We start from the raw sequence: 25,786 nt of genomic DNA on the forward strand, positions 1-25,786 counted from the left end.
TTGTTTGCTCCTTATCGTTCCAGTACCCAGGTGTCTTTGGTGCCGCCGCCCTGGCTGCTGTTGACCACCAGCGATCCCTCGCGCAGCGCGACCCGGCTTAAGCCACCGGGAATCAGGCTGACTTTGCTTCCTGACAACACAAACGGCCGAAGATCAATGTGGCGGGGGGCCAAACCCTGTTCTACAAAAGTGGGGCAGGTTGACAGCGCCAATGTGGGTTGGGCAATGAATTTCGCGGGGTCTGCAATCAGCTTTTGGCGGAAGTCCTCAATTTGCGCTTTGGTGGATGCCGGGCCCACCAACATGCCATAGCCGCCGGCCCCATGCACTTCTTTCACAACCAACTCGGGTAGCCTGGCCAGAACTTCTTTCAGTTGCTCAGGTTTTCGGCATTGCCAGGTGGGCACGTTTTGAATGATGGGTTCTTCGCTTAAATAAAAGCGAATCATGTCGGGCACGTAGGGGTAGATCGATTTGTCATCGGCCACGCCTGTGCCAATCGCGTTGGCCAAAGTCACGTTGCCGGCTCGGTACACCGACAACAGGCCGGGCACGCCCAGTTGCGAATCTTCCCGAAATGCCAGGGGGTCCAGAAAATCGTCATCCAGCCGGCGGTAAATGACATCCACGCGCTTGGGGCCTTGAGTGGTGCGCATGTAGAGCACCTCCTCATCTACAAACATGTCTTTGCCTTCCACCAGTTCAATGCCCATTTGCTGGGCCAGAAACGCATGTTCGAAGTAAGCGGAGTTGTACATGCCCGGTGTCAGCAAGACCACAGTTGGGTCGCTGCTGTTTTGTGGTGAAACCGAGCGCAGGTTTTCAAGCAGGTTATCCGGGTAATGTTCAACCGGGGCCACGCGATTGCGGGCAAACAGTTCAGGAAACAGGCGCATCATCATTTTCCGGTTTTCAAGCATGTAACTGACACCGGAAGGCACACGCAGGTTGTCTTCGAGTACGTAAAACTCGCCTTCACCGGCACGCACCACATCAACGCCAGCAATGTGGGCGTATATGTCGCCCGCCACTTTCACGCCCTGCATTTCGGGGCGGTACTGTTCGTTGTTGAAAATCTGTTCAGGTGGAATAAGTCCGGTCCCCAGTATTTTCTGTTCGTTATAGATGTCTTTCAAGAACATGTTCAGGGCTTGAACACGCTGGCGCAATCCAGCTTCCAGTGTTTTCCATTCAGACGCCTTGATCACCCGCGGCACAATGTCAAATGGAATCAATCGCTCGGTGCCCGATTCTTCTCCATAGACGGCAAAGGTAATACCCACCCTTCTGAAAATAAGGTCAGCTTCCGCACGTTTGTTCTGTAATTTCTCAGGAGATTGCATCTCGAGCCAACGCGAAAAATCCTGATAATGCGGGCGCACTTCTCCGCTGTGCGTGTACATTTCGTCGAAGGGTGTAGATGACATATGCTGATTATTCCTGTTCTGTTTAGTCTTGAAGTAACAAGAAGCATGCCAAGCGCATGCAGGCTGATTGTGTCGCGCACAGCCATAAAGTTAACAGTCTTAACGACCTTTTGCACCGCTTTCGTGCATGTGCCAGTAGCGCCGGCGTAGCTGGTGCGCGTTGTCTACCTCGGGCTGCAAGTTCAGGTGATTGAACCTCCACTTCATTGCACCATTTTGGGCGGTGTTAAACCATTGGACGCCCAGGGCTTCGTATCGTTCAATCACGACTTTGTGGGGATGACCAAACTGGTTTTCCCAGCCCGACTGTATCAGTGCAAATTCAGGCCGTACGGCTTGAAGAAACGGTGCGGTGGACGAGGTTTTGGAACCATGGTGAGGTACAAGCAAAACCCTGGATTTCAAGGCGTTCGCGCCGTGTTGGGCCAGCAAGGTCATCTCTGAAATCGCCTCGATGTCACCAGTCAGCAGCACGCTGTGTTTTGCATTGCTGATTTTTAATACACAACTTTGATTGTTTTTGGCCAATAACTTCGGGTGTGAATGTACCGGTGTATCCATGCCCACCGGAGTGAATTCGACGCCATCCCAGATCCATGGCTTTAAGGCGTGGCATTGCGAGGTGCTGCTTTTTTGCATGTGCGCCAGCAGGTTTAGGCTGTGCTGTTTGTCGATCGAGGCAGTGAATTGAATTGGAGGTGCCTTCTGTATCAACAGTGGAGCACCGCCCGAATGGTCGGCATCATCATGCGACAGCATGAACATATCGGCACGTTCATAACCATGCGCAGCCATCCAGGGCAGTACCACGCGCCTGGCAGAGTCAGAGCGCGCGTTGAACGCCGGGCCAGCATCGTAAATCAAGAGATGGTTTTGGGTTTGAATGCTGATTGCTGTGCCTTGACCCACATCCATCAAGGTCATCCAGAAGTCGTGCTGTGCAGGCCTGGGCGGTGGAATTAGAAGCAGGGCAATCAGCGCGATTCCTGTCCATCTTGGGATCAGCCCTGCGGGCAAAATTAAAACCAGGCAACCCAGCGCCACCAGGGCATTGATCCACCCTGGTTGGTTGTGTACCGGCAACGTAGCCCAGTTCAATTCATTGAAATACACAAGCCATTTGCGCTGAAGGGCAAGGCTGTTTGCGGCCAGCCACAGTAATACCGGCTGTTGTACCAGCCCACCGAGCAAGGCCAGAGGCGTGCTCACAAAACTCATCCATGGAATGGACAGGGCATTGGCCAGAGGGCTGATCAGCGACTGCTGGTTAAACAGCATCGCGCAGGGCAGTATCAATCCAATGGTTACTGTGTATTGGGCTTTCACTGCGTTGGCGATTAGTTCTTGCTTGGGCTTGATGAAGAGGTAGTGCCCCTGCGTGACAAAAATAAGCACTGCTACAGCACCGAAGGAAAGAATGAAACCCGCATCCAGAACAGCCCAGTTGTCAAACGCCAAGGTTAAAAACAAAGCGAGAAAAAAGGTGTCCCAACTGCTTTGCATGCCGCCACGTATTTGCCCCACAAACAGCGCAAACAGCATGAATACGGTACGTTGGGCTGGCACTCCCCAGCCTGCGATCAAGCCGTATAACACAGCAAACAGCAAGCCAAATGCGCTGCCTGCCAAGGGGGCTGGCAGGCGAAGACACAGCCGGGCTGATCGACGCCACAGCGCATTAAAAAGTTTGCCTGCAAGCATGGCGAACAGGGTAATGTGCAAACCGGAAATGGCAACCAAATGTGCAATGCCAGTTGCGCTGAACATTTCCCGATCCTCAGGGCTGATCAAACCTTGATCACCTACCACCATGGCCAGCACCAAGGCTTGCTCAGGGTGGCTTTGTAAGGCAGTGACGATTGTGCTTGCAATCTGCAGGCGTGCCCGTTCCATCCAGACCAGCGGGTTCAATGTGGTTTGTTCAGGCAGTTGTTCAAGCTTGCTTTTGAACTGCGCAGTGCCCGCAATTCGGTTGGCAAACCAGTGGCGATGAACATCAAAACCTTCCAGTTGCAAAGGCGCCTTGGGCGATTTGATGCGAACGGTTGACCGAAAGTATTCGCCTGGCAGAAGTTCACGGTATGCAGAGGCATTTTCGACAAATGTTTGCAGACGCGCACCCGTAACCAGACACTCGATGACGACATCATGGTCTCGCGGCGTGTGTTCGATTAACCAGGTTTGTGCGTTGTTGTCGCGAAACGCTTTTTCAAGAAGCCGAAATTCAGATTGAATGGTTTGCTTGTTGCAGGCCAGGGGTACTTGCGCTTGTTGATGTGCAGCGGCCTGAATGCCAGTACAAAGCTGTGCCATCACAAAACCCAGAATGAACCAGCCTAGTTTTTCAGTGACTTGCCGACTAACGCCACCCCGAATGCCAAGTAACAGGAAAACGGCTGCCCAAGCGAATAAAACGACATTGTTTTCTCCCAAGGTGCCATAGCCCACTTTCCACACCCATGGCAGTGTGGCCTGGTTGTGAAACAGCAGAAGGCTAAGCAGGTAGGCTGCAGTAAACAGCGGAAGGGAAGGCACAGCGTGATTCGGGTGGCGAGGCAAAGCCGCAAGGTTGCACCAAGGCGATCAGGTCCACCAATGATGAACGCGATCGGGTGATGGCTTTGATTAGCCTTGACGGGCGAGGGCAGGCAACACCCGTTGCGAGTTCACTTGTGTGTGCTCAGAGAGTTCTTGCATGCTCAAGTTACGCAGTTCAGCAATTGTTTGTGCAATTCTCGGCAGGTGTTCGGGCGCGTTGCGTTGTTTGTTAATCCATTCCGGTGCAATGTCGGGTCCGTCAGTTTCAAGCACCATGGCATGTTCAGGCAGCTCGGTGGCCAATCGGCGCAACTGAAGTGCCCGGGTAAACGTGCTTGCTCCGCCAAATCCAAGACACATGTTCAAACTCAGAAAATGATCCGCTTGCTGAAAGCTGCCATTGAATGCGTGGGCAATGCCACTGCGTGGTTTGTAAATTCGAAGACCTTTTAAAACAGGGTCTTGCGCCTTGCGAACATGCATCACCACTGGCACATCGAAATCGCGTGCCAATTTGAGTTGTGCATGAAAAAACCGCACCTGCTTGTCCCAGTTCAAACCAGGCACAAAGCCATCAAGACCGATTTCTCCCAAGCCTGCAAACTTGGGGTCGTCCATAGACAGCACGATTTGTTGCCTCAAGGTCAGCAGGTCTTCTTCTTTTGCGTTGTCTACAAACATGGGGTGTATGCCCAGGCAGTACACCGCCCCCGGAATGCTGTGAGCCAGGCTTTTTACCGCATCAAAATTGAATGCACCCACGGCAGGTAATACAAACCGGGTAACATGCACTTCACGCGCACGTTGAACTACGACAGCGCGATCGCTGTTGTATTCAGAAGCATCAAGATGAAGGTGCGTGTCGGTCCACATACTTTAAAGTTTGCCATGTTTCGTCGGAAAATTCGAAAGTACCTTCCCACTGTCGACCACTTTGAGCGCTTGCCGTGGGCGCGGCCATTCAAGCGCTTTCTGGGGCACCCCAATATTTGGGCATTGAATCGAAAAAGCATCGCGGGCGGTGTGGCGGCAGGTTTGTTCTGCGGGCTCATTCCCGGACCATTTCAAATTTTTGGTTCTCTCCTTTGGGTGCTGGTCGCAAAGGTGAATATGCCAGTTGCCTTTGCGGTTACCTTGTACACCAACCCGGTCACGATTGTGCCGTTGTACTTGATTGCTGTGGCTTATGGCGATTTGTTGCTGGGTGGGTTGGGTGAAAGCAATTTACCCCCGATTCCTGAATGGAACTGGTCAGCGTGGGGTGATTCCACCCACGCGATGGTGGACTGGATGTTGTCTATGGGCCCTTCGCTGGCGGTTGGTTTGCCCGCACTGATGGTGACTTTGTCGATACTCGGATATTTCAGTGTGCGTTTGGCCTGGAACATTGGTGTTCGAATTGCTGTGGTTCGCAGGCGCAGGCGGAATCTCTCCGCCACTCGCTAACCCAGCTAATTCATTCCGCTTTCAGTTCACCTTTCTCAAGACGCAACACCTTGCTGCATTTGCGGGCCAGTTCCATGGAATGCGTCACGATAATCAAGGCTGATTTGTTGGCCGCCTTGCTGTGAATCAGGCTTTCAAACACTTGGTCGGCGGTGTCCTGGTCCAGATTACCCGTGGGTTCGTCGGCCAAAATGGCTTTCGGATTGGTCACCATTGCGCGGGCAATCGCCACGCGTTGGCGTTCGCCACCTGACAATTCCGCGGGGCGATGGTTCAGCCTGTGCTCAAGCCCGAACTGCTTCAACAGCACAGCACTTTTTTCACGGGCCACCTGTTTGTTCTCACCGCCAATGCGAAGCGCCATGGCCACATTGTCCAGTGCATGGAATTCGGGCAGCAAATGGTGAAACTGGTAGATGAAGCCTAGGGTTTTATTGCGTTCCATGCCCAGTTTGCGAACAGACCATGGCTCGATGGCCTGGCCCGCCCAAAGCACTGAACCGCTGTCGGCTTTTTCAAGACCACCCAGCACATGCAGCAAGGTACTTTTACCCGCACCAGAGGCACCCACAATCGCGACGGTTTCGCCAGCCTGCACTTGAAAGTTCAGGTTTTTGATGACTTGCGTGGCTTGGTCATTCGCAGTGATCCCCTTGAATGCCTTGCTGAGGTTTTTGGTTTCCAGAACAACATTACTCATAACGCAGGGCCTCCGCAGGTTCGGCACGCGATGCACGCCAGCTTGGGTAAATGGTGCTGAGCACGCTGAGTACCAAGGCCACGGTTACGATGGTGACTACATCGCTTGCGCGAGGGTCGGAAGGCAACTGGCTGATGAAGTAAATTGATTTTGGCAAAAACTCAACGCTGAGCGCCCGTTCAATGGCGGGCACAATTGTGCCCAAATTAATGGCAAGCAACCAACCTGCTGTTACACCCAAGAAAGTACCGATCCAGCCGACCAGCGCACCTTGCAACATGAAGATTCGTTGAATGGCAAACGGACTGGCGCCCAAGGTACGCAGAATGGCGATTTCCCCGCGCTTGTCTTTCACGGTCATGACCAGCATCGACACCAGGTTAAACGCGGCTACCGCAATAATCAGCGTCAAGATAATGAACATCATGCGTTTTTCGGTTTGTACCGCGGCAAACCAGGTGCGGTTTTGCACCGACCAATCACGAACCCACACGGTGGGTGGCAATTGGCGTTCAATATCGCGTGCCACAAGCGGGGCGGCGTCCATGTCGTTCAACTTCACGCGAATACCGGTTGGGCCAAGGCTGCGGTAAAAGCGGGCAGCGTCGTCGAGGTTCATCAACACCAGGCCGCTGTCGTACTCATAGTGGCCGGTGCTCACCAATGCGGTAATTTCGAATGCTTTCAGGCGCGGAATCATGCCGGCGGGTGTCATTTGGCCGGAAGGCGCAATCAGCGTGATGCGGTCACCCACGCTGACTCCAATTTGTTTGGCCAACTCGATCCCCAGCACCACGCGGAATTCGCCTGCCTGCAGGTTGCTCAGGCTTCCGGAAATGACTTCCTTGAAATCTGATACTTCGCGTTCCTGGGCAGGGTCGATGCCACGAACAATGGCAGGGCGCAGAAGATCGCCGTGCGCCAGCATACTTTCGCCAGCGACATAGGGCGCAGCACCAATCACTTTGGGGTTGGCCGCTTTGATTGCACCGACCAAGGCTTCGGGGTTGTCAAAGCCCTCTTGGGGCGCCAGTACCTCGATGTGTGCAATCACCGACAGCATGCGATCGCGCACCTCTTTTTGAAAGCCGTTCATGACGGACAACACCACGATCAGCGCTGCGACACCAAGTCCAATGCCAGCCATGGACAATCCGGAAATAAAGGAAATGAATTTGTCACGGCTTCTATGGCCACCACCGCGCACATAGCGCAGTGCAATTTCAACATCAAAGGGTAAACTAATCACAAATTGTCCCGAATTGTTCAAATGCGCTCTTGAAGTTTCAAGGCGCTCTCATTGTAGTGTGAATAAAACCGTGTCCAAACCTAGCAATGCGCCTTTGTGGGTGTTCGTCCCCAACATTCTTGTGCCCGAAATGGCGCTGGAACGCCTGTCTGCCAATTCGCGGGCCCAGTCTTTTGCGGGCCTGCCAGCCGGTTTGTTACAAACCATGGCCCGAAACGCTGCGCCTGAATATCAAAATGCCGATGGGCTGGACCGTATCGAAGCCTGGCTGATGCGCTACTTGGATTCCCAAGCGCAAGCAAAGTTCGACCAGTACCCAGCCTGGGCCATGCTTGAAATGCCAAATCTTGATGCCGATGCACCGCAAGTAACGCCTTTCACCCGGTTTTGGAGCACGGTTGGGTGTCTTGAAATTGAGCGGGATGGTGTGCGTTTTACGCCGCCCGAGGTATTGCAGGTGGGCCAGGCTGACCTGGATGCCTTCTGGAACGTGGTGACGCCCTTGTTGCAGCAACACGGTTGGACATTCAACACACCGGCAGGTTTTCACAGCCTGCTCAGCAACTCGACGCCAGTGCCTATGGAACAGGCATCGCCCTGGTCGGTGCAGGGTATTCGGCTGACTGACTACTTGCCCATGAACCACGAATGCAGCGACTGGCGGCGCATGTGGCTGAATTTGCAGGTGGAGTTGCACAACGCCGAATTCAACAAAGCCCGCGAGGCCAAGGGTTTGAAGCCCCTGAATGCGCTGTGGTTTTGGGGGGGAGGTGAGGCTTGGCAAACCGATGTCGCCTTGCCGCGTGTGAAATCCGTTTCCGAAGACGGTGTATTTGATGCCGTAAAAATGACCGATGGCGCAGATGAGGCCGTGAATCGATTTGTGTTCTGGACCCAACTGTTAAGTCAGCTTGGTACGGGCACGGATGTAAAACCCGACCATGTCTACTGCGTGAACTTTCAAGGTTGGGGCGGCAATATTGGCGTGTTCAAACTGCTGGAAAGCGAGGTGCTGCAACCCATGCGCCTGGCCGGTCTGGCCTTCAACTGGGTGCTGTTGGGCAACAATGGCTGGAAAACTTTAAAAAGCAACTGGATGAATCGATTCAAGTTTTGGCAAAACAAACCCGATTGGGCCTTACTGGGCGAGCCTGAAATGCAGGAAGGTCCTTCCGAGGAAGACCTTCAAGCCGCTTGGCAACAGGGTCAGCGAGACCAAGACAGCATTCAGGCTGAATGGGAGGGCCGGTAATGAATACCAATATAGTTCAGCACCGGGTTAGAACCCCTCGCCCTCAAGTTGAAGCAGTACTTCGCAGCCAGGGCATGCACCCCTTGATGGCACGCCTCATGGCAGCGCGGGGCGTGGATTCTCAGGCCGAAGCTGAAACCCGACTGGCCGATTTGATTCCACCGGCTCAGCTCAAGGGCATTGAGCAGGCCGCAGAAATTCTGGCAGACGCGCTGGAAGCTGGAGCCCGCATTGTGGTGGTGGGTGATTACGATTGCGATGGCGCCACAGCCACGGCGGTGGGTGTTCGTGGTTTGCGCATGTTGCTGCAAAGCCTGGGTGCTGACGAAGAAGCCGCCAAGTACCACATCGATTTTTTGGTGCCCAACCGGTTTGAATACGGTTACGGACTAAGTCCTGAAATTGTTCAACTTGCTGCTCAGCAGTTTGAGCCCGATTTGCTGGTGACCGTGGACAACGGCATTGCCAGTGTGGAAGGCGTGAACGAAGCCAATGAACTGGGCATTGGTGTCATTGTGACCGATCACCATTTGCCCGGCGACCAGTTGCCCCAAGCACTGGCCGTTGTGAACCCCAACCAGCCTGGTTGTGAATTTCCGAGCAAGTCGATTGCCGGGGTGGGGGTGATGTTTTATGTGTTGTTGGCCACCCGTGCAGTGTTGCGCGAGCGTGGCGTTTTTGATGCGGCCACTCAGCCCCGTATCGATTCTCTGCTTGATTTGGTGGCTTTGGGCACTGTGGCTGATGTGGTGAAACTGGACGCCAACAACCGCCGTTTGGTGGCGCATGGTTTGCAGCGCATCCGTGCAGGCCGTGCCCAGCCTGGCATGTTGGCCTTGTTCCACGAGGCTGGGCGTGACCCCCGCAAGGCCACAGCCGCTGACATGGGCTTTGCCCTGGGCCCGCGCTTAAATGCAGCTGGCCGTTTGGCCGACATGGCCATTGGTATCCGTACCCTGTTGGCCGACGACGCAGGCGAGGCCGGCGCTTTGGCTGCCCAGCTTGGGAAAATGAACGAAGAACGCAAGCGCATTGAAGCCGACATGAAACGCGATGCCTTGGAAGACATCGAAAAATTCATTAGTCAGGACGAACCTGCAGCCGGCATTGTGGTGGCGCACAGCACCTGGCACCAGGGGGTAATCGGTATTTTGGCCTCACGAATCAAAGAGCGCCTATACCGCCCCACCATTGCACTGGCCCCGGGCGATGACGGTTTCTGGAAGGGCAGTGGTCGCTCCGTGCAGGGCGTTCATTTGCGCGACGTATTGGATTTGGTGTGCAAGCGACTGCCTGAAGGCAGCATGCCCAAGTTTGGTGGCCACGCCATGGCGGCGGGTTTAACCATTGCGGAAGGCGCGATTGAACAGTTCAAAATTGAATTTGCCAAAGCGATTCTGGATTTGAGCGATCCCAGCGCGCTGACGCAGGTGGTAGAAACCGATGGTTCAATTCCTGCCGACTACATTGCCGCCAGTGCTGCTGATCTGTTGGAAACACAGGTGTGGGGGCAAGGCTTCCCGGCGCCCTTGTTTTGTGATGAATTTGAGGTGGTCGAGCACCGTTTGCTGAAAAATGCCCACAGCAAGTTTACTTTGCGCCGCGACGGCAAAACCTTTGTGGCTTTGCGCTGGCGCGCCGTGGAAGCCCTGCCGGCCAAGGTAAAACTGGCTTACCGGTTCGAGCGGGACACGTTCACGGGTGGCGATGCCGTGCAAATCATTGTGGAGCATGTGTTGTAGGGTGGCTTGCGTTACAATATCGGGTTACGCACATTGAATTTGTTAGAGAAACATGGAAGCCGAACGCCTGAATGCCATCATCAACGCCCTGACTGACCTAGCCGACCGCGCAGGCCAGTTGCGGAGGTATCTTTGACGTCGACCGCAAGGCCGAGCGACTCACTGTAGTTGACGCTGAACTGGAAGACCCCAACGTTTGGAACGATCCCAAACATGCTCAAGAACTGGGCAAAGAGAAGAAGATGCTCGATGGCGTCGTGGTCACCATGAACACCGTGCAATCAAATATCAGCGATTCCAAAGAATTGGTCGAAATGGCTGAGGCTGAAGGTGATTTCGACACACTCGAAGCCATCGAAAGCGAAGTGGCTGAATATGAGAAGGTAATTGCCGACCTTGAATTCCGCCGCATGTTCAGCAACCCTGCCGACCCGGCCAACTGTTTCATCGACATCACCGCAGGTGCAGGTGGCACCGAAGCCCAGGATTGGGCCAGCATACTGTTGCGCCAGTACCTTCGCTACTGCGAACGCAAAGGCTTCAAGGTTGAGGTGATGGAACAGTCCGACGGCGAAGTGGCAGGCATTAAATCCGCCACCATCAAGGTTGAGGGCGAATACGCCTTCGGCTATTTGCGCACTGAAACCGGTGTGCACCGACTGGTGCGCAAATCACCGTTCGATTCCTCAGGCGGGCGCCACACCTCGTTTGCATCCTTGTTCGTGTATCCCGAAGTAGATGATTCTTTCGAAATTGAAATCAACCCGGCCGATGTACGCACCGACACCTACCGCGCCAGCGGTGCGGGTGGTCAGCACATCAACAAAACCGATTCTGCGGTGCGCTTGACCCATATTCCAACCGGCATTGTTGTGCAGTGTCAAAACGACCGTTCCCAGCACCGCAACCGCGATGAAGCCTGGGGCATGTTGAAAGCCAAGCTTTACGAGTTCGAAATGCGCAAGCGAATGGCCGAGCAACAGGCCCTTGAGGACACCAAAACCGATGTGGGCTGGGGCCACCAAATTCGCAGCTATGTGCTGGACAACAGCCGCATCAAAGACCTGCGCACCGGTGTGGAAATTTCCAACACGCAGCGCGTACTGGACGGCGACCTCGACCCATTCATTGAAGCCAGCTTGAAGCAAGGTATTTAAACCATGAACGACAAAACACAAGCCGCTGGCGACGAATTGCCAGTCGATGAAAATCAGATTATTGCCGAGCGCCGTGGCAAGCTGGCCAAATTGCGAGAGAAGGGCCAGCCTTTCCCCAACAGCTTCAAGCCTGAACACCGCGCTGCCGATTTGCATGCCCACTATGGTTTGCTGGACAAAGAAACCCTCGATCCGCAGGGCATTGAGGTGTCTGTTTCTGGCCGAATGATGTTAAAGCGCGTGATGGGCAAGGCCAGTTTTGCAACCGTGCAAGACGGCACCGGCCGCATTCAGTTTTACATCAACAATGAAGGCGTGGGCGAGGGTGTTCACGGCGAATTCAAGCATTGGGATTTGGGCGATATTATCGCCGCCAAAGGCAAGCTGTTCAAAACCAACAAAGGTGAGTTGAGCGTGCATTGCACGGAAATCCACTTGTTGGCGAAAAGCCTGCGCCCCTTGCCCGACAAATTCCACGGCCTGGCCGATCAGGAAATCAAGTACCGCCAGCGTTACGTGGATTTGATTGTTTCCGAGGAAACCCGCAGCACCTTTGTTGCGCGTTCACGTGCCATGTCGTCCGTTCGCAATTTCATGGCAGACCATGGTTTTCTGGAAGTAGAAACACCCATGTTGCACCCCATTCCTGGCGGTGCATCGGCCAAGCCTTTCATTACCCACCACAATGCGCTGGACATGGAAATGTACCTGCGCATTGCACCTGAGCTGTATTTGAAGCGCCTGATCGTGGGTGGTTTCGAGCGTGTGTTCGAGATCAACCGCAACTTCCGCAATGAGGGTGTCAGCCCGCGCCACAACCCTGAATTCACGATGATGGAATTCTATGCGGCGTACTGGAACTATCGCGACTTGATGGACTTCACTGAGCAGGTGATTCAGCATGCAGCCACCACTGCAACAGGTAGTGCGAAATTGACTTACCAGGGCCGTGACCTGGATTTGTCCAAGCCTTTTGCACGCCTGACCATTGTTGAAGCGATTCAAAAGTATTTCCCGGAGTACGGCACAGAAGATTTGCAAAACATCGACTACCTGAAAAAGGCCTTGGCCAAGAAAGGTGTGCATGTGGACAAAGAACCTGCGCTGAAAAATGTGGGCATCGGTGCCTTGCAGTTGGCCCTGTTTGAAGAAACGTCCGAGAGCCTGCTGTGGGAGCCTACGTTCATTGTCGACTACCCGGTCGAAGTGTCGCCTTTGGCGCGTGCATCGGATGCGAATTCGCAAATTACTGAACGGTTCGAGTTGTTCATCACGGGTCGCGAAATTGCCAATGGTTTTTCAGAGCTGAATGACCCGGAAGACCAGGCCGACCGATTCAAAAAACAGGTTGAAGCCAAAGAAGCTGGCGATGACGAAGCCATGTTCTTTGATGCTGATTTTATTCGTGCGCTTGAATATGGCATGCCGCCCACCGGTGGTTGTGGTATTGGTATTGACCGTTTGATGATGCTGATCACCGATAGCCCAAACATTCGGGATGTGATTTTGTTTCCGCATCTAAGGCGCGAAGACTAACTAAGTCACCTGCGGTGAGAAGTTCACCGCACGTGTGATGTTCACCGCACGTGTCACATCATCCCGCCTTGGCGGGCTTTTATCCCTTCTTGATTGCTGGCTCGGTTCATGCGAAACGCAAAAGCGTGTTCGCATCAATTGCTTGCGCAATCGCCCCTCGCTGTGCATCAAGCGGGAAGCCCACCTGAATCGGCGGGATAATTGCAACACTGTGCAGTGAACCTCTTGCTGGTGACACTCAACTGAGCGTTTATTTTGCTTACCGTAGTCACGCTATTACACTGAGCGCCCAAAATATCTCCCGGCTCACTATGCGTTGTTCTGTCTTTTTTGTATTCCTTGCTTCCCTTCCGATTATTTCTGCATGTTCCGCGTCTGATCAACGACTATCGACTCAACTGTTTATTCATTCGAAAAGCGAATGCGAGTTGATATTCAAATCTCAAAATGTTTCGGTAGTCGAGAATTTTTGCAGTACTGAAGGAAAACCTATTCTGATCAGGATGAACGATCAAGAAATCAGGTCTGACTGGATTGATGAGCGAACTAGCCGCTTTCTCTTGCAGGAAGGTTGCGCCAGTTCAGATGAATGTTTCTATGAGCTGAGTGCAAACGAAGCCGGGGTGCGTGGCCGCTTCTCATATCGAATCAACATGACTGAAGGTGAATACAGCTTTGAGGTTGGTGCATCTGGGCAACCGAAGGTGTTGACAGAGAAATCGAAGGACAGCGCATCCTGAATCTAAAGGTCTATGCGCTTTGTTGCATTCATCTCGCCGTTTCAGGTGGGCTGCCCGCTTGATGCACAGCGAGGGGCGCTTCCGCCAGGAAGCGATGCGAAGACGCTTTTGCGTTTCGCATGAACCGAGCAAGCATCAAGAAGGGATAAAAGCCCGCCAAGGCGGGATGATGCGACATGCGCAGAGGCCATTAAGAAACCGGCGAGATGATGCGAAAAGCTCAGAGGCCATCAAGAAACCGGCGATACCTAGAACACCGTCACCGCCACCTTCAAGGTATGTTCCCCCCCGCCATGCACAACTCCACGCATCGGCGGCACATCCGCATAGTCACGCCCAACTGCCACAGTCACATACCGGGTATCTGGCAATTGGTTGTTAGTCGGGTCGAAGTCTACCCAGCCTACATCAGCACCACACCACAGCGATACCCAGGCGTGGCTGGCGTCGGCTCCCAGCAGCTTGGGTTGTCCGGGCGGTGGTTCAGTCAGCATGTAGCCACTCACATAGCGGGCTGAAAGGCCCAGCGAGCGTAGCACCCCCAACATCACATGCGCGAAGTCCTGGCAAACGCCCTCGCGGCTTTGCATCACTTCTTCCACAGTGGTGTGGATGGTGGTGGAACCGCTTTGGTAGCTGAATTCCCGAAAAATACGTTGCATCAAAGCCTGCCCGGCGTGTACCACCTGGCGGCCCGGCCAGAAATCGAGACTGCCATAATCGCGCAGCGAATCGAGCAAGGGCACATGCTTGGACTCAAACCGGAACTGATAATCGTTGGAAATGGCCTGGCCTGCCTGGTAGCGCAACTGGTCAACCAACTCGTTCCAGCTTGGGCTGATCAAATCGTCAATCGGCCCAGTGTGTAAGAAGCTGCTGACTTCCACTTCGCTTTCGCTGTGCACTTCAAGATGATCGTGCGGATAATTCATCTCGAAGTGGTGAACCACATTGCCGAAGGAATCGGTATTGCTTTGCACGGTCGACGGGTTCGGGCGAATTTTTAGCGTATGCGAAATCAGCCTTTGGCCCTTGCGCAATGGGCCCGCTTCCATGCCTTCGCCTTCTTGCGGTTGCAAAATGCAAATTTGCTGCGAGCATTCCGCAGGTTGTTGATAGTCGTAGTCGGTGACATGGGTCACCTTTCTTCTTTCCGAGAAGGGCATTGATTTATCTTCCCTGAATGACTTGGTCGGGCAACTCTGCCAGTCTGAAATATTGGGCACCTACCAGGTCTGAAACCTTGTAGGCCGTGTCGAGTAATTCTTGCAGCCAGGCGCGCAATTTGCGCCCGGTATCGGCCGGGAAGGGGGGTTGAAGTCCTTCCAGGCTAAGACCATCCGGCATGTCGCCATTGCGGTACACGCTGTCGAACAGTTGTCGAATCTGGCTGGTGTCGCCAGGCAAACGATCAATCACAATGTCCAGCTTATACAGAATTCGGCGAATGGCATAGGGCGCATCTTCGTCAAATATCAACAGGTCAAGCGTGGGCAACCATTCAAACCGGTGCTGGTAGCGCGATCGGTAAGTAATGGTGCTGTCGGCCAAGGCTATCGCCAAAGCAAGGCCATGTTCACCGGCACGCCCGGGCATGCTGGTTAGTGACAGCAAACAATCACAGGCACCGCACAGGCGTTCAAGCTGGCGGCCCAGTTGCAAAAAGCGCCAGCCGTTGTCGCGCGTCATGTGGTCACTTTGCTCGCCATGCATGGCCAGCAAATACAACTGTACCTGCTCAAGCGAGGCGGTGGGCAGCGTGCGTTGAAAACGAACCCACTCGGGTTCGATCAGCACTTTGGCGCAGTCATTCAACAGTCGCCAGTGGCCGCTGCTAAGCCGTTCACGCAATTGGCCAGCCACATTCGCCAAGCCATTCAGTTGCCCCGCCAGGCCCACCGCAGCGGGTTCGTCCACACCGGTTTTGTACCAAAGGCGTTCAAGAATATTCGCCTCTAGTTCATCTTGGGTCAGTGGTTCGGCTGGGTCAAACTCGGTGCTCAATCCCTGCTTTCCACACAATTCATGCAACAAACCCAGGGTGGTGGTGTCCAGGTATTCCTCTTCGTTCAGCAGCAATTGCGCACGCATCAACAGGCGCAATGAAAAACTGGCCCGCTCGGTGTAACGCCCAAGCCAAAACAAATGCTCGGCAGCCCGGCTAGACACGGGCCTGCGCAGCGCCTGCAAATCTTTGGCTTGCAGTTTCTCTTTCAGGTTAGTTGTGCGTTCAACAGGTTCGCCACTGCGCACCCAGGTGTCCAGGCTGGTGCCACCCTTTTGCATGCTCACAATGCCGTGCTGGTCACCAGCCACACGGGTCAGCCCACCCGGCATCACCGTGTAGTTGCCTTGCCCGTCGGTTACAGCAAACAGACGCAGCATCATGGCGCGTTCTTCAATACCGCCCGCACCGGTCCAAATGGGCACGCGCGAGAGCGGTATCAATTCTTGCAAGGTGTATTGTGATGGCCTTTGGCTGATCTTGGATAACCAGGCGCGCTTTTCAATTTCATCCAGTTCAGACCCCATAATGGAATCCATGGTGCGCCCGCGGCGGTTTGGCCCGGTCGATTTGATCACCAGATTGTTCAGTCGCTCGCTGGCTTGTGCCCAGGCAGGCGACTCACCGCACCACCAACTGGGCACGCTGGGCAACAGCAAATCTTCTTGAAGGTAATGTTGTCCAAGCCCCGGCATGAAGCCATGAATGGCCGGGCTTTCCAGCCAGCCCGAGCCTGGCATGTTCGCCATGACAACGCCACCTGTGCGGATGGCTTGCAACAAGCCGGGCACGCCCAGTTGGGAGTCCTCGCGCAGTTCAAGCGGATCTAGCCATTGGTCGTCGGTTCGGCGAATCAAACCGTCAATTGGCTCAAGTCCGTTGACTGTTTTCAGAAACACACTGTTGTTACGCACGGTGAGGTCGCTGCCTTCAACCAGCGAAATACCCAGGTAACGCGCAAGGTAGGTGTGTTCAAAGTAAGTTTCGTTGTATGGCCCCGGAGTCAGCAGGGCAATGCGCGCGCTGTCTCCCTTGGGCGAAAGCCTGCGGATGCCATCGATGTAATCGCGGTAAAAACCGGCCAAATGCTGAATGTGCATTTCACGAAAACCACGCGTAAAGCTGCGCGAAATACTCAGGCGGTTTTCAAGGGCATAACCGAGACCCGACGGCGCCTGCATGCGGTGGGTAATCACCCACCATTTCCCATCGGGGCTGCGCCCAAGGTCGAATGCCACCATGTGCAGCCACACCTTGTTGGGCGGCTCGATACCCTGCATTTGCGGCAAGTAGCCTGAATGGCCGTAGACCAGGTCTGCGGGCAGCAAGCCTTTGGAAAGCAGTTCGCGCTGGCCATACACGTCGGCCATCATCGCGTTGAGCAGGCGTGCACGTTGGGCAATGCCGGTTTGCAGCACCGCCCAGTCGGCTTGGTCAATGATGAAGGGCAGCAAGTCGAGAGACCAAGGGCGCGAGGTGCCCTGTGCATGGTCGGCGTACACATTGTAGGTAATGCCGTTGTCACGAATTTGCTTGGCCAGCGCATTCAGTTTGCTGTCCAGGTGATCGCTCAGCCCGGTGCCGGGCAGGCGATTCACAAAATCAGCCCAGGCCGGGCGAAGAACACCCTTGACTGCCAGCTCGCTGTAGTACGCGCTGGTGCCTTGAAGGATGCTCTGCTGCCAGGGCACCTCGACGTTTGCAAGGGTGGTGTTCGGGTTCGCGCTCAAAGCGGTCACTGCCTAAAGTTCGGTGCCCTATTGTAAATGCCTAACACCATCTTAGGTCTAGTGTGATGGGGAACTCGGGTCTTCCGCTTGGGCTTTTTACACTAACCTTGCCGTGGGTGTGGCCCATGCGGAAGAAGCGCGTTAAACGCCTGCTTTCCGCTTCGAAGGCATTCACCGGGAATAGGTCATAATTGCGCCCGCCTGGGTGGGCCACATGGTATTGGCAACCTCCCAAGCTGCGGCCGTTCCAGGTGTCGATCAAGTCAAACACCAAGGGGGTGTGCACGCCAATGGTGGGGTGCAGTGCATTGGGTGGTTGCCAGGCTCTGTAGCGCACACCAGCGACATATTCGCCCTCGGTGCCAGTGCTGTGCAAAGGTACTTTCACGCCATTGCAGGTCAGGGTGTAGCGTTCGTCTACAAAGTTTTTGACTTTCACTTCCAGGCGTTCAAGTGAGGAATCAACATAACGCACAGTGCCGCCAGGCGCGCCTTCCTCGCCCAGCACATGCCAGGGCTCCAGGGCGCTGAATAGTTCCACTTCCACACCCCGGCTTGAAAAGTCGCCCATTTTCGGGAATCGGAATGCGAAGTGCGGTGCAAACCAGTCCATCTGAAACGGAAAACCGGCAGCGTTCAGGTCGGCCACCACATCCGCAATGTCGTTTTTGACGAAGGTCGACAACATGAACTGGTCGTGCAGGCGTGTGCCCCATTTCACCAGCCTTGCCGTGTAGGGCGTTTTCCAGAATTTCGCAATCAAGGTGCGCAGCAGCAGTTGCTGTGCAAGGCTCATTTGCGCATTGGGTGGCATCTCAAAGGCACGCAACTCAAGCAGGCCCAGGCGTCCTGTGGAGGTGTCGGGGCTGTACAGTTTGTCGATACAAAATTCGCTGCGGTGGGTGTTGCCAGTCGAATCGATCAAAATGTTGCGCAAAAGGCGATCGATAATCCACGGCGGCGGGTTGCCCCCGTGTTTCTGCATTTGCTTGTCCAGTTCATTCAGTGCCAATTCAAGTTCATGAACCTGATCGCTGCGGGCCTCGTCCACACGTGGGGCTTGGCTGGTAGGGCCAATAAACAGGCCTGAGAACAGGTACGACAAACCCGGGTGGTTGTGCCAGTACCGCAGCAGGCTGCCCAACAAATCGGGGCGACGCAGGAAAGGGCTGTTCTCGGGTGTCTCACCGCCCATCACAAAGTGGTTGCCGCCACCCGTGCCACTGTGCCTGCCATCGAGCATGAATTTCTCAGTGGACAGGCCAATAAGACGCGCTTCTTCGTATAAATTTGTTGTCAGGTGCAGCAGTTCGCCCCAGTTCTTGCTGGGTTGAATATTCACCTCCAGCACGCCGGGGTCGGGTGTGACCTGCAGCATGGTCATGCGCTTGTCGCGTGGGGGCGGGTACCCTTCCAGCACCACAGGCTGGTTCATTGCCTCGGCTGTGTCTTCAATTCTGGCTACCAGTTCAAGATAATCGTCGAGCACCTCCAGTGGTGGCATGAACACATACAAATGTCCGTTGCGTGCCTGCACACACATGGCAGTACGCACAATGTGCGTGGCCGATTCTTTCAATACAGGGGCTTTGTCATCGGCCACACTGGCCACACTTGCTTTGGCACTGGGCTTTTGCAGGGCCACGCGTGAAGGAGCAGGGGGTGCGAACGGGTCGGCAGGAATTGTGTAGGGAAAATCTTTCTTGGCCACCCACGGTTGAGAATCCAGTGGCAGGCGATAGCCCATGGGCGAATCGCCGGGAATCAGGTACATGCGTTCGTCCCGCAAAAACCACTGCCCTGTGCGCCATTGGCCTTTGGTTGATTGAATGGGCAGGCAATAGCCCACTTCCTCGGTCAGCCCTTGGGTAAACACCTTGTTCAGGCGTTTGCGCTCAAGTGGGTCGTCCAGCCTCGAATCGAATGGGTCGACGTTCACAGGCAGTTTGCGCTCTCGCCACATGTAGTACCAGGCATCTTCGAAACCGGGCATGACGTAGCGAGGGTGAAGCCCCAAGCGGCTGCACAACCCTTCGATGAATTGTTTGGCAGTGGCATTGCCGGCTTTGCCATCCGTTTGTTCGTGGCTAAGCAGTTTCGGATTCTTCCAGATGGCTTCGCCACTTTTCAGCCAGTACATCGACAGCGCCCAACGTGGCAGTTGCTCGCCGGGGTACCACTTGCCTTGCCCAAAGTGATACAGGCCACCCTTGCCGTAATACTTGGCCAGCTTGTTCAGCATCTTGATGCCGTATTCGCGTTTCGTGGGCCCCAGCGCGTCGATATTCCACTCGGCAGCACCCCGATCGGTGTTGGCCACAAAGGTGGGTTCGCCACCCATGGTCAGGCGCACGTCGAGCGCGTCCAGTGCCTTGTCCACTTCGAAGCCCAGCGCCTCAATGCCTTTCCACTGTTCCTCGGTGTAGGGCTTGCTGGTGCGCGGCGACTCATACACCCGCTGCACGCTCATTTCATGTTCAAACTCAACTTCACATTCATCCAGCGTGCCAGTGATGGGGGCTGCACTGCCAGGCTCGGGAGTGCACGCCAAGGGTATGTGCCCTTCGCCAGCCAGCAAACCAGAAGTGGGGTCCAGCCCTATCCAGCCGGCACCGGGCAAATACACCTCGCACCAGGCATGCAGGTCGGTGAAATCTTTCTCCGGGCCATCAGGGCCGTCGATGGCTTTGACATCGCTTGTGAGTTGGATCAGGTAGCCCGAGGCAAACCTTGCCGCCATGCCCAGCCGGCGGAATATTTGTACCATGAGCCATGCCGTGTCACGGCAGGAACCCGACCCACTGTTCAGTGTTTCATCCGGCGTTTGCACGCCCGGTTCCATGCGGATCAGGTACTTGATTCGTTTCGCCAAATCCTGATTCAGGGCCACCAGAAAGTCGATGGTTTTAACCCGGCTCAGGTTCATCTCGGCCATGTAGGCGTTGAATGCCTTGCCCGTGTGGCAGGGCACCAAGTAGGGTGCCAGTTCCTGGTCCAGCGATGCATCATATTTAAAAGGGAAGAACTCAGCGGCTTCTTCGAGGAAAAAATCGAAGGGATTCAGCACCGACATTTCAGCCACAAGGTCCACCGCAATTTCCAACATCTCTGTGCGTTCGGGAAATATCAGGCGACCCATGTAATTGCTTTGAGGGTCTTGCTGCCAGTTGATGAAGTGGGTTTGTGGCAGCACTTCCATGCTGTAACTGAGAATACGCGTGCGGCAATGCGGGGCCGGGCGTAAACGCACCACTTGGGGGCCCAGGTTGATCAGGCGATCGTAGCGGTAGCGTGTAATATGGCGCAGAGCAACGTGAATAGACACTGTGTAATCCCAAAAATGAAGCCGAACAAACAAAACCTGTTTACGGCATGGAGAGAAGCATGAACCATGCCGAAGAAATCTGGAAAACTTTGGTGCGCGCCACCGTGGACAAAAAACACCCTTGGCGCGTGGTGGGTTTCAGCACATCGGGCCCGAAGGGTCCGCAAGTACGCTCGGTCATTTTGCGGGCGGTCAACACTGGCGAACATCACCTGGTTTTTTACACTGATCGCCGAAGCCAGAAAATGACTGACATCGCACATGATCCACGTGTGGCGCTGTTGTTCTGGAACCCGCGCAGCAACACCCAGCTTCGAGTATGTGGCATTGCAGCGCCGCAGGCCAGTGAATTGATTGTGAATAGTCTTTGGGCGCGTATCCCCGACTATGCGCGAAAAGACTATGCCACCCTGAGCGCACCCGGTGACGCCCTTCCTGGTGGTGATCTGGTGTATGACTTCGATACGGCCCGTGCCAACTTTGTGGTGTTGAACGTGAAAGTGTTGAGTCTGGAACTGCTGGAATTGAAGCGGGAAGGCCACGTCAGATTTCGTTGTGAACTTGACGAAACCGGACACTGGATTCATCAAAACATGATTCCCTGAGGGTATCCTGAACTTTGAGTTTTTTTGAGTAGTCAGCAAAGCGAGGTCATAGCAATGAGCGACACAAAATACACACCACCCAAGGTTTGGGTGTGGGACAAAGAAAGCGGCGGCAAGTTTGCAAACATCAATCGCCCGATTGCCGGTTCCACGCACGACAAAGAATTGCCCGTGGGCGAGCATCCTTTGCAGCTTTATTCACTGGCCACACCCAATGGCGTGAAAGTCACCGTGATGCTGGAAGAGTTGCTTGCTCTTGGCCACAGTGGTGCGGAATACGATGCCTGGTTGATCAATATTTCCAATGGCGACCAGTTCAGTAGTGGTTTTGTGGACGTGAACCCCAACAGTAAAATTCCAGCCCTGCTGGACCGCAGTACGAACCCGGCGACGCGGGTTTTTGAGTCGGGCTCAATCCTGTTGTACCTCGCCGAAAAGTTCAAGGCATTCTTGCCCACTGACCCAGCCAAGCGAACAGAAACCTTGTCGTGGTTGTTCTGGCAAATGGGCAGTGCGCCCATGCTGGGTGGTGGTTTTGGGCACTTTTATGCTTATGCCCCCGAGAAGTACGAGTACCCGATTAACCGCTACGCGATGGAAGTGAAGCGACAGCTGGACGTGCTGGATCGACAGTTGGCCCATCAGGAGTACATTGCAGGCAGCGAATACACAATTGCAGACATGGCCATATGGCCTTGGTATGGTGCCTTGGTCACCAACAAGGTATACGAGGCTGCTGAATTTCTGGAGGCCCACACCTACACCAATGTGTTGCGCTGGACCCATGAAATAGCCAAGCGTCCAGCGGTGATTCGCGGGCGAATGGTGAATCGCGCCTGGGGTGAGCCCAACGAACAGGTGCTTGAGCGGCACAGTGCCAGTGATTTCGACGGCAAGGCCATTTAAGGGCGGCTGGCTGGGGCACAATGTGCCCTTTCTTTAATTGGCAGTGGAGTTTTATTGTGTACAAGCTTGCGTTTGCACTGGTAGTGGCTGGTTTGGCGGGTTGTGCGTCAACCCATGATTTGTCCAAAGGCAGCAATATGCTGGGCGGTGGTTACAAACAAGAGGAAATGGGCCCAGGCCTGTTTTACATCTATGCGCGCTCTAACCATGCCCCTTGGACCAATCTTGAAGCTGCCCGCACAACCTGGCGCACTGGTGCAGAGCGCGCCTGTGCTTCTGCTGAATATGACGAGCTGGCCATTGCAGAAAACGAGAAGGACACCGGCCTGCAGAACAGCAGTGGTGTGCGTTATTTGGTGACCGAGAGAACGGGGTATGCCAAATGCGATTCATCAACGTTAAGCAGCGCAGAGATCAATCAAATTATCGGAAAGGACTCCGCAGTTCGATAATAAAAAGGGGGAGTTAATGCGCCTGTTCAATACAGTTTTATTGGCATTCGCCATGTTTGCAAGCACTGTGTATGGGGCATCTCCACCGGCTTCAGTCGAACGTACGGACTGGAAATCCTTTTTTGATCAACACAATGCGGTCGGCACCTTGGTGGTGCTTGATCAGCGCAGCCCAAATCCCGTTTTCCAGGTTTACAACCCCAAGCGCGCCAGTACACCTTACCTGCCAGCTTCCACCTACAAAATACCTCATGCCCTGTTTGCGCTGGAACATGGTGTGGTGAAAGACGAGTTCCAGGTGTTTAAATGGGATGGGAAAAAACGTGATTTCGATGTCTGGAATTCTGATCACAACCTGCGCTCGTCCATGCGAGGCTCTGTGGTGTGGGTGTATCAGTGGATAGCACAACGAATTGGCGAACCAGCCGCCAAAACCTATCTTGAAAAAGCAGGTTACGGCAACGCCGACCCGAGTGGCGGAAAAGACGGTTACTGGCTAGATGGCAACATACGAATTACTGCGTTTGAGCAAATCAGTTTTCTACAGAAACTGTATGCGAATAGTTTGCCTTTCAAGCCAGAGCATCAGCGCCTTGTGAAGGACATCATTATTGTAGAAGCCGGACGGGACTGGATACTGCGCGCAAAAACGGGCTGGGAAGGCAGCTTCGGCTGGTGGGTGGGCTACGTTGAATGGTCGACTGGCCCCGTATTTTTTGCTTTGAATATCGACACTCCCAACCGCATGGGCGACCTGCCAAAGCGAGAAGCGATTACCCGGGACGTGTTACAGTCCATGAACGCGCTGCCCCCGGCGTCGAAATGATCTCTTAGCGTGATCGCACTGGAGCGGAAAAATGGCAATCAAAGCAATGACCGCCGTTTTTTTTCTGCTTGCCCTGTTGCAAGGCTGTGCCTTGCCCCCATTGAACGATCGAACACAGTCAACTGCACTTGCCCCTGAGCAGGCCCGCGTCACAACACTTGGAAAAGCCTTGTCAGGGCGCTTGGCGCAAAACAGGGGTAAGGCTGGCATTTACCCCATGCAAGACCCCAAACAGGCTTTTGCAAGCCGGGTTGCGTTGGCACGCACAGCAGAACAAACCATCGATATTCAGTCGTACTTGTGGCACAACGACACCACGGGCACCTTGATGTTAAATGAGCTGTTCGCTGCAGCGGAGCGTGGCGTTCGGGTTCGATTGCTGCTGGATGACAACGGTATCACTGGCCTGGACAATCAATTGAACCGCTTGGACCGACATCCGAATATTGAGGTGCGCCTGTTCAATCCGTTTGTCATTCGCAATCCAAAGTGGCTGGGCTACATCACGGACTTCTCGCGTGTAAACCGCCGCATGCACAACAAGGCTTTCACCGTAGACAACATAGTGACCATTTCCGGTGGGCGCAATATCGGGGATGAATACTTTGGCGCAAGCCATGCTCAGTTATTCACTGACCTTGACGTGCTGTGTGTTGGCGCGGTGGTTGATGCGGTGTCTCGTGACTTTGATGCCTACTGGACAAGCGATTCGGCCTATCCGGCCAGCAAAATTTTGCTTCCTTCGGAGCCGGCCGTGCTTGATGAGCTTGACCGTGAACAACTCACTGTAGAGCAAGAAGAGCGTGCTGCCGTGTACGTAAAACAGGTTCGAGAATCTGTGTTTGTACAAGATTTTTTGCGCGGCAAGTTACCGTTGCAGTGGACCCAGGTACGCATGGTTAGCGATGACCCTGCCAAGGGACTTGATGAAGCCAGTCGCGAAGATTACCTGGTCAGTGAGTTGCGCGATTTCATTGCAGAGCCCAGGTTCAGCCTGAGTGTGGTGTCGCCTTACTTTGTGCCCACAGAGCGGGGCGTTGCGTTCTTTTCACGTTTGGCCAAAGCGGGTGTGAATGTGCAAATTTTGACGAATTCGCTGGAGGCGACCGACGTGGCTGCGGTGCACTCGGGCTATGCGAAAACACGCGTGGAGTTACTGAAAGCTGGCGTTAAATTATTTGAATTGAAAAGTAGTTCAGGGGTGCAAAAAACTGGAACCAGGCGGAACCTGATGTTGGGCACTTCAGGTTCAAGCCTGCACACCAAAACTTTCTCAGTCGATAGTTCGCGGGTGTTTGTAGGTTCGTTCAACTTTGACCCACGGTCCGTGAACCTGAATACCGAAATGGGTTTCCTGATTCAAAGTGAAAGTCTGGCCACTCAAATTGATTTGGCGTTTCAGGCCCTGCCAGTGATGGCCTACGAGGTTCGTCTGGATGAAAACGATGCCTTGGTGTGGATTGAACGGCAGGGCGGAAAAGAGATTGTTCACAACCTGGAGCCCAAGGCCACTTTGTGGCGAAAGGCGGTTGTTTTCTTTTATTCCCTGCTTCCGATCAACGACCTGTTGTAATCAGTCCTGTTCTTCAATCCAGGTCATCTGGATTGCTTCCAGAATTTTTTCATTGGATTTTTCAGGGTCATCTTCAAAGCCGGGCAGGGCGCAGACCCATGCATGCAAATCCGTGAATCGAATGTACTGCGGGTCAACATCGGGGTGCGCTTCAATTAGCTCCAGCGCAATGTCCAGTGTGTCAGTCCATTTCATGTGGGTGCCCCTTGATCAGTGATTTTCGCGTGCGTGGTTGATGGTGTACTTTGGCAATTCAACCACCAGGTCTTTGTCGGCCACTTTCACCTGGCAAGACAAACGGCTTTGTGGCGTCAGGCCCCAGGCCATGTCCAGCAAGTCATCTTCATCGTCGTCGCTTTCAGTCAGGCTGTTGAATCCTTCCTTGATAACCACATGGCAAGTGGTGCAGGCACAGCTCATTTCGCAGGCGTGTTCCAGTGCAATGTCGTTTTTCAGAATGGCTTCGCAAAGCTGGGCGCCCACGGGCACTTCAAATGTTTTGCCTTCCGGGCACAAACTTTCATGGGGCAAAATTTTAATAATCGGCATTTCTCAATCTCTCGTGTTCTGTTGTATT

At 54.2% G+C, this 25,786-nt stretch carries 21 protein-coding genes; 11 read left to right on the forward strand and 10 right to left on the reverse strand.

The features are described 5' to 3' along the window. Positions 1–11 precede the first annotated feature (11 nt). From LMED105_RS12490 to LMED105_RS12500, 3 genes are all read right to left on the reverse strand, one after another. A complete protein-coding gene (locus LMED105_RS12490; protein WP_040513409.1) occupies positions 12–1,427 on the reverse strand; it encodes a circularly permuted type 2 ATP-grasp protein in 1,416 nt (471 codons plus the stop codon). A 99-nt stretch (positions 1,428–1,526) separates the two neighbouring features. Next, positions 1,527–3,962, reverse strand: a complete 2,436-nt coding sequence (locus LMED105_RS12495; protein ID WP_008251874.1) for a DNA internalization-related competence protein ComEC/Rec2 — start codon at positions 3,960–3,962, stop codon at positions 1,527–1,529. 90 nt (positions 3,963–4,052) lie between these two features. Next, the gene (locus LMED105_RS12500) at positions 4,053–4,838 is read right to left on the reverse strand and encodes a TatD family hydrolase (RefSeq protein ID WP_008251876.1); all 786 of its coding nucleotides are present in this window, start codon (positions 4,836–4,838) and stop codon (positions 4,053–4,055) included. A gap of 15 nt (positions 4,839–4,853) precedes the next feature. On the opposite strand from LMED105_RS12500, the gene LMED105_RS12505 reads away from it, so the two are divergent. After that, on the forward strand, positions 4,854–5,411 hold the full coding sequence (locus LMED105_RS12505; RefSeq protein ID WP_040513435.1) for a DUF2062 domain-containing protein: 558 nt from the start codon (positions 4,854–4,856) through the stop codon (positions 5,409–5,411). A gap of 10 nt (positions 5,412–5,421) precedes the next feature. On the opposite strand, the gene LMED105_RS12510 is transcribed toward LMED105_RS12505, so the two are convergent. Then, entirely contained in the window at positions 5,422–6,111 is a 690-nt protein-coding gene (locus LMED105_RS12510; protein ID WP_008251880.1) for an ABC transporter ATP-binding protein, read from the reverse strand. Beyond that, positions 6,104–7,357 carry a lipoprotein-releasing ABC transporter permease subunit gene (locus LMED105_RS12515; RefSeq protein WP_040513436.1) on the reverse strand — a complete coding sequence of 418 codons (1,254 nt, stop codon included), beginning with the start codon at positions 7,355–7,357 and terminating at the stop codon, positions 6,104–6,106. Before LMED105_RS12515 ends, LMED105_RS12510 begins: the two co-directional genes overlap by 8 nt. 73 nt (positions 7,358–7,430) lie before the next feature. Here LMED105_RS12515 and LMED105_RS12520 point away from each other — a divergent pair, with 73 nt between their 5' ends. The 5 genes from LMED105_RS12520 to LMED105_RS12545 all read left to right on the forward strand — a co-directional run bounded on the left by LMED105_RS12520 (position 7,431) and on the right by LMED105_RS12545 (position 13,787). Beyond that, positions 7,431–8,612 carry a hypothetical protein gene (locus LMED105_RS12520; RefSeq protein ID WP_156799691.1) on the forward strand — a complete coding sequence of 394 codons (1,182 nt, stop codon included), beginning with the start codon at positions 7,431–7,433 and terminating at the stop codon, positions 8,610–8,612. Next, positions 8,612–10,354, forward strand: a complete 1,743-nt coding sequence (recJ, locus tag LMED105_RS12525) for a single-stranded-DNA-specific exonuclease RecJ (protein WP_040513411.1) — start codon at positions 8,612–8,614, stop codon at positions 10,352–10,354. Before LMED105_RS12520 ends, recJ begins: the two co-directional genes overlap by 1 nt. Before the next feature lie 52 nt (positions 10,355–10,406). Further along, positions 10,407–11,511, forward strand: a protein-coding gene (gene prfB / locus LMED105_RS12535) for a peptide chain release factor 2 (protein WP_156799692.1) whose coding sequence is annotated in 2 segments (ribosomal slippage) — positions 10,407–10,487 and positions 10,489–11,511 — 1,104 coding nt in all. Because the reading frame shifts where the segments join, the coding sequence is not laid out codon by codon here. A 3-nt stretch (positions 11,512–11,514) separates the two neighbouring features. Beyond that, entirely contained in the window at positions 11,515–13,047 is a 1,533-nt protein-coding gene (gene lysS / locus LMED105_RS12540) for a lysine--tRNA ligase (RefSeq protein WP_008251890.1), read from the forward strand. Between the two features lie 503 nt (positions 13,048–13,550). Next, the gene (locus tag LMED105_RS12545; RefSeq protein WP_008251891.1) at positions 13,551–13,787 is read left to right on the forward strand and encodes a hypothetical protein; all 237 of its coding nucleotides are present in this window, start codon (positions 13,551–13,553) and stop codon (positions 13,785–13,787) included. A gap of 248 nt (positions 13,788–14,035) precedes the next feature. Here LMED105_RS12545 and LMED105_RS12550 read toward each other — a convergent pair whose 3' ends face one another. The 3 genes from LMED105_RS12550 to LMED105_RS12560 are packed head-to-tail and all read right to left on the reverse strand — an operon-like array spanning position 14,036 to position 20,847. Further along, positions 14,036–14,953, reverse strand: coding sequence for a transglutaminase family protein (locus tag LMED105_RS12550; RefSeq protein ID WP_008251892.1), 918 nt, complete (start codon positions 14,951–14,953; stop codon positions 14,036–14,038). 4 nt (positions 14,954–14,957) lie between these two features. After that, positions 14,958–17,522, reverse strand: coding sequence for a circularly permuted type 2 ATP-grasp protein (locus tag LMED105_RS12555; RefSeq protein ID WP_198006855.1), 2,565 nt, complete (start codon positions 17,520–17,522; stop codon positions 14,958–14,960). Between the two features lie 40 nt (positions 17,523–17,562). Further along, positions 17,563–20,847 (reverse strand): DUF2126 domain-containing protein, encoded by a 3,285-nt coding sequence (locus LMED105_RS12560; RefSeq protein ID WP_040513439.1) that lies wholly within the window; start codon positions 20,845–20,847, stop codon positions 17,563–17,565. Positions 20,848–20,906: 59 nt separating this feature from the next. On the opposite strand from LMED105_RS12560, the gene LMED105_RS12565 reads away from it, so the two are divergent. From LMED105_RS12565 to LMED105_RS12585, 5 genes are read left to right on the forward strand one after another with little or no spacing between them, the layout of a single operon-like run. Beyond that, positions 20,907–21,452, forward strand: a complete 546-nt coding sequence (locus LMED105_RS12565) for a pyridoxamine 5'-phosphate oxidase family protein (protein ID WP_008251898.1) — start codon at positions 20,907–20,909, stop codon at positions 21,450–21,452. A 54-nt stretch (positions 21,453–21,506) separates the two neighbouring features. Continuing rightward, complete coding sequence (gene yghU / locus LMED105_RS12570) at positions 21,507–22,358, forward strand: glutathione-dependent disulfide-bond oxidoreductase (protein WP_008251900.1); 852 nt, start codon at positions 21,507–21,509, stop codon at positions 22,356–22,358. A gap of 56 nt (positions 22,359–22,414) precedes the next feature. Further along, positions 22,415–22,810, forward strand: coding sequence for a hypothetical protein (locus tag LMED105_RS12575; RefSeq protein ID WP_156799693.1), 396 nt, complete (start codon positions 22,415–22,417; stop codon positions 22,808–22,810). Positions 22,811–22,826: 16 nt separating this feature from the next. Next, complete coding sequence (blaOXA, locus tag LMED105_RS12580) at positions 22,827–23,636, forward strand: class D beta-lactamase (protein ID WP_008251904.1); 810 nt, start codon at positions 22,827–22,829, stop codon at positions 23,634–23,636. A 31-nt stretch (positions 23,637–23,667) separates the two neighbouring features. Next, positions 23,668–25,209, forward strand: coding sequence for a phospholipase D family protein (locus LMED105_RS12585; protein WP_008251906.1), 1,542 nt, complete (start codon positions 23,668–23,670; stop codon positions 25,207–25,209). Here the strand turns inward: LMED105_RS12585 and iscX are convergent, their stop codons facing one another. Next, positions 25,210–25,404, reverse strand: a complete 195-nt coding sequence (gene iscX, locus LMED105_RS12590) for a Fe-S cluster assembly protein IscX (protein WP_008251908.1) — start codon at positions 25,402–25,404, stop codon at positions 25,210–25,212. A 15-nt stretch (positions 25,405–25,419) separates the two neighbouring features. Then, positions 25,420–25,758: an ISC system 2Fe-2S type ferredoxin gene (gene fdx / locus LMED105_RS12595; RefSeq protein WP_008251910.1), complete on the reverse strand. Its 339-nt coding sequence runs from the start codon at positions 25,756–25,758 to the stop codon at positions 25,420–25,422. Positions 25,759–25,786 lie beyond the last annotated feature (28 nt).

This window comes from Limnobacter sp. MED105, assembly GCF_000170915.1.
In the GTDB taxonomy this organism is placed as follows: domain Bacteria; phylum Pseudomonadota; class Gammaproteobacteria; order Burkholderiales; family Burkholderiaceae_B; genus Limnobacter.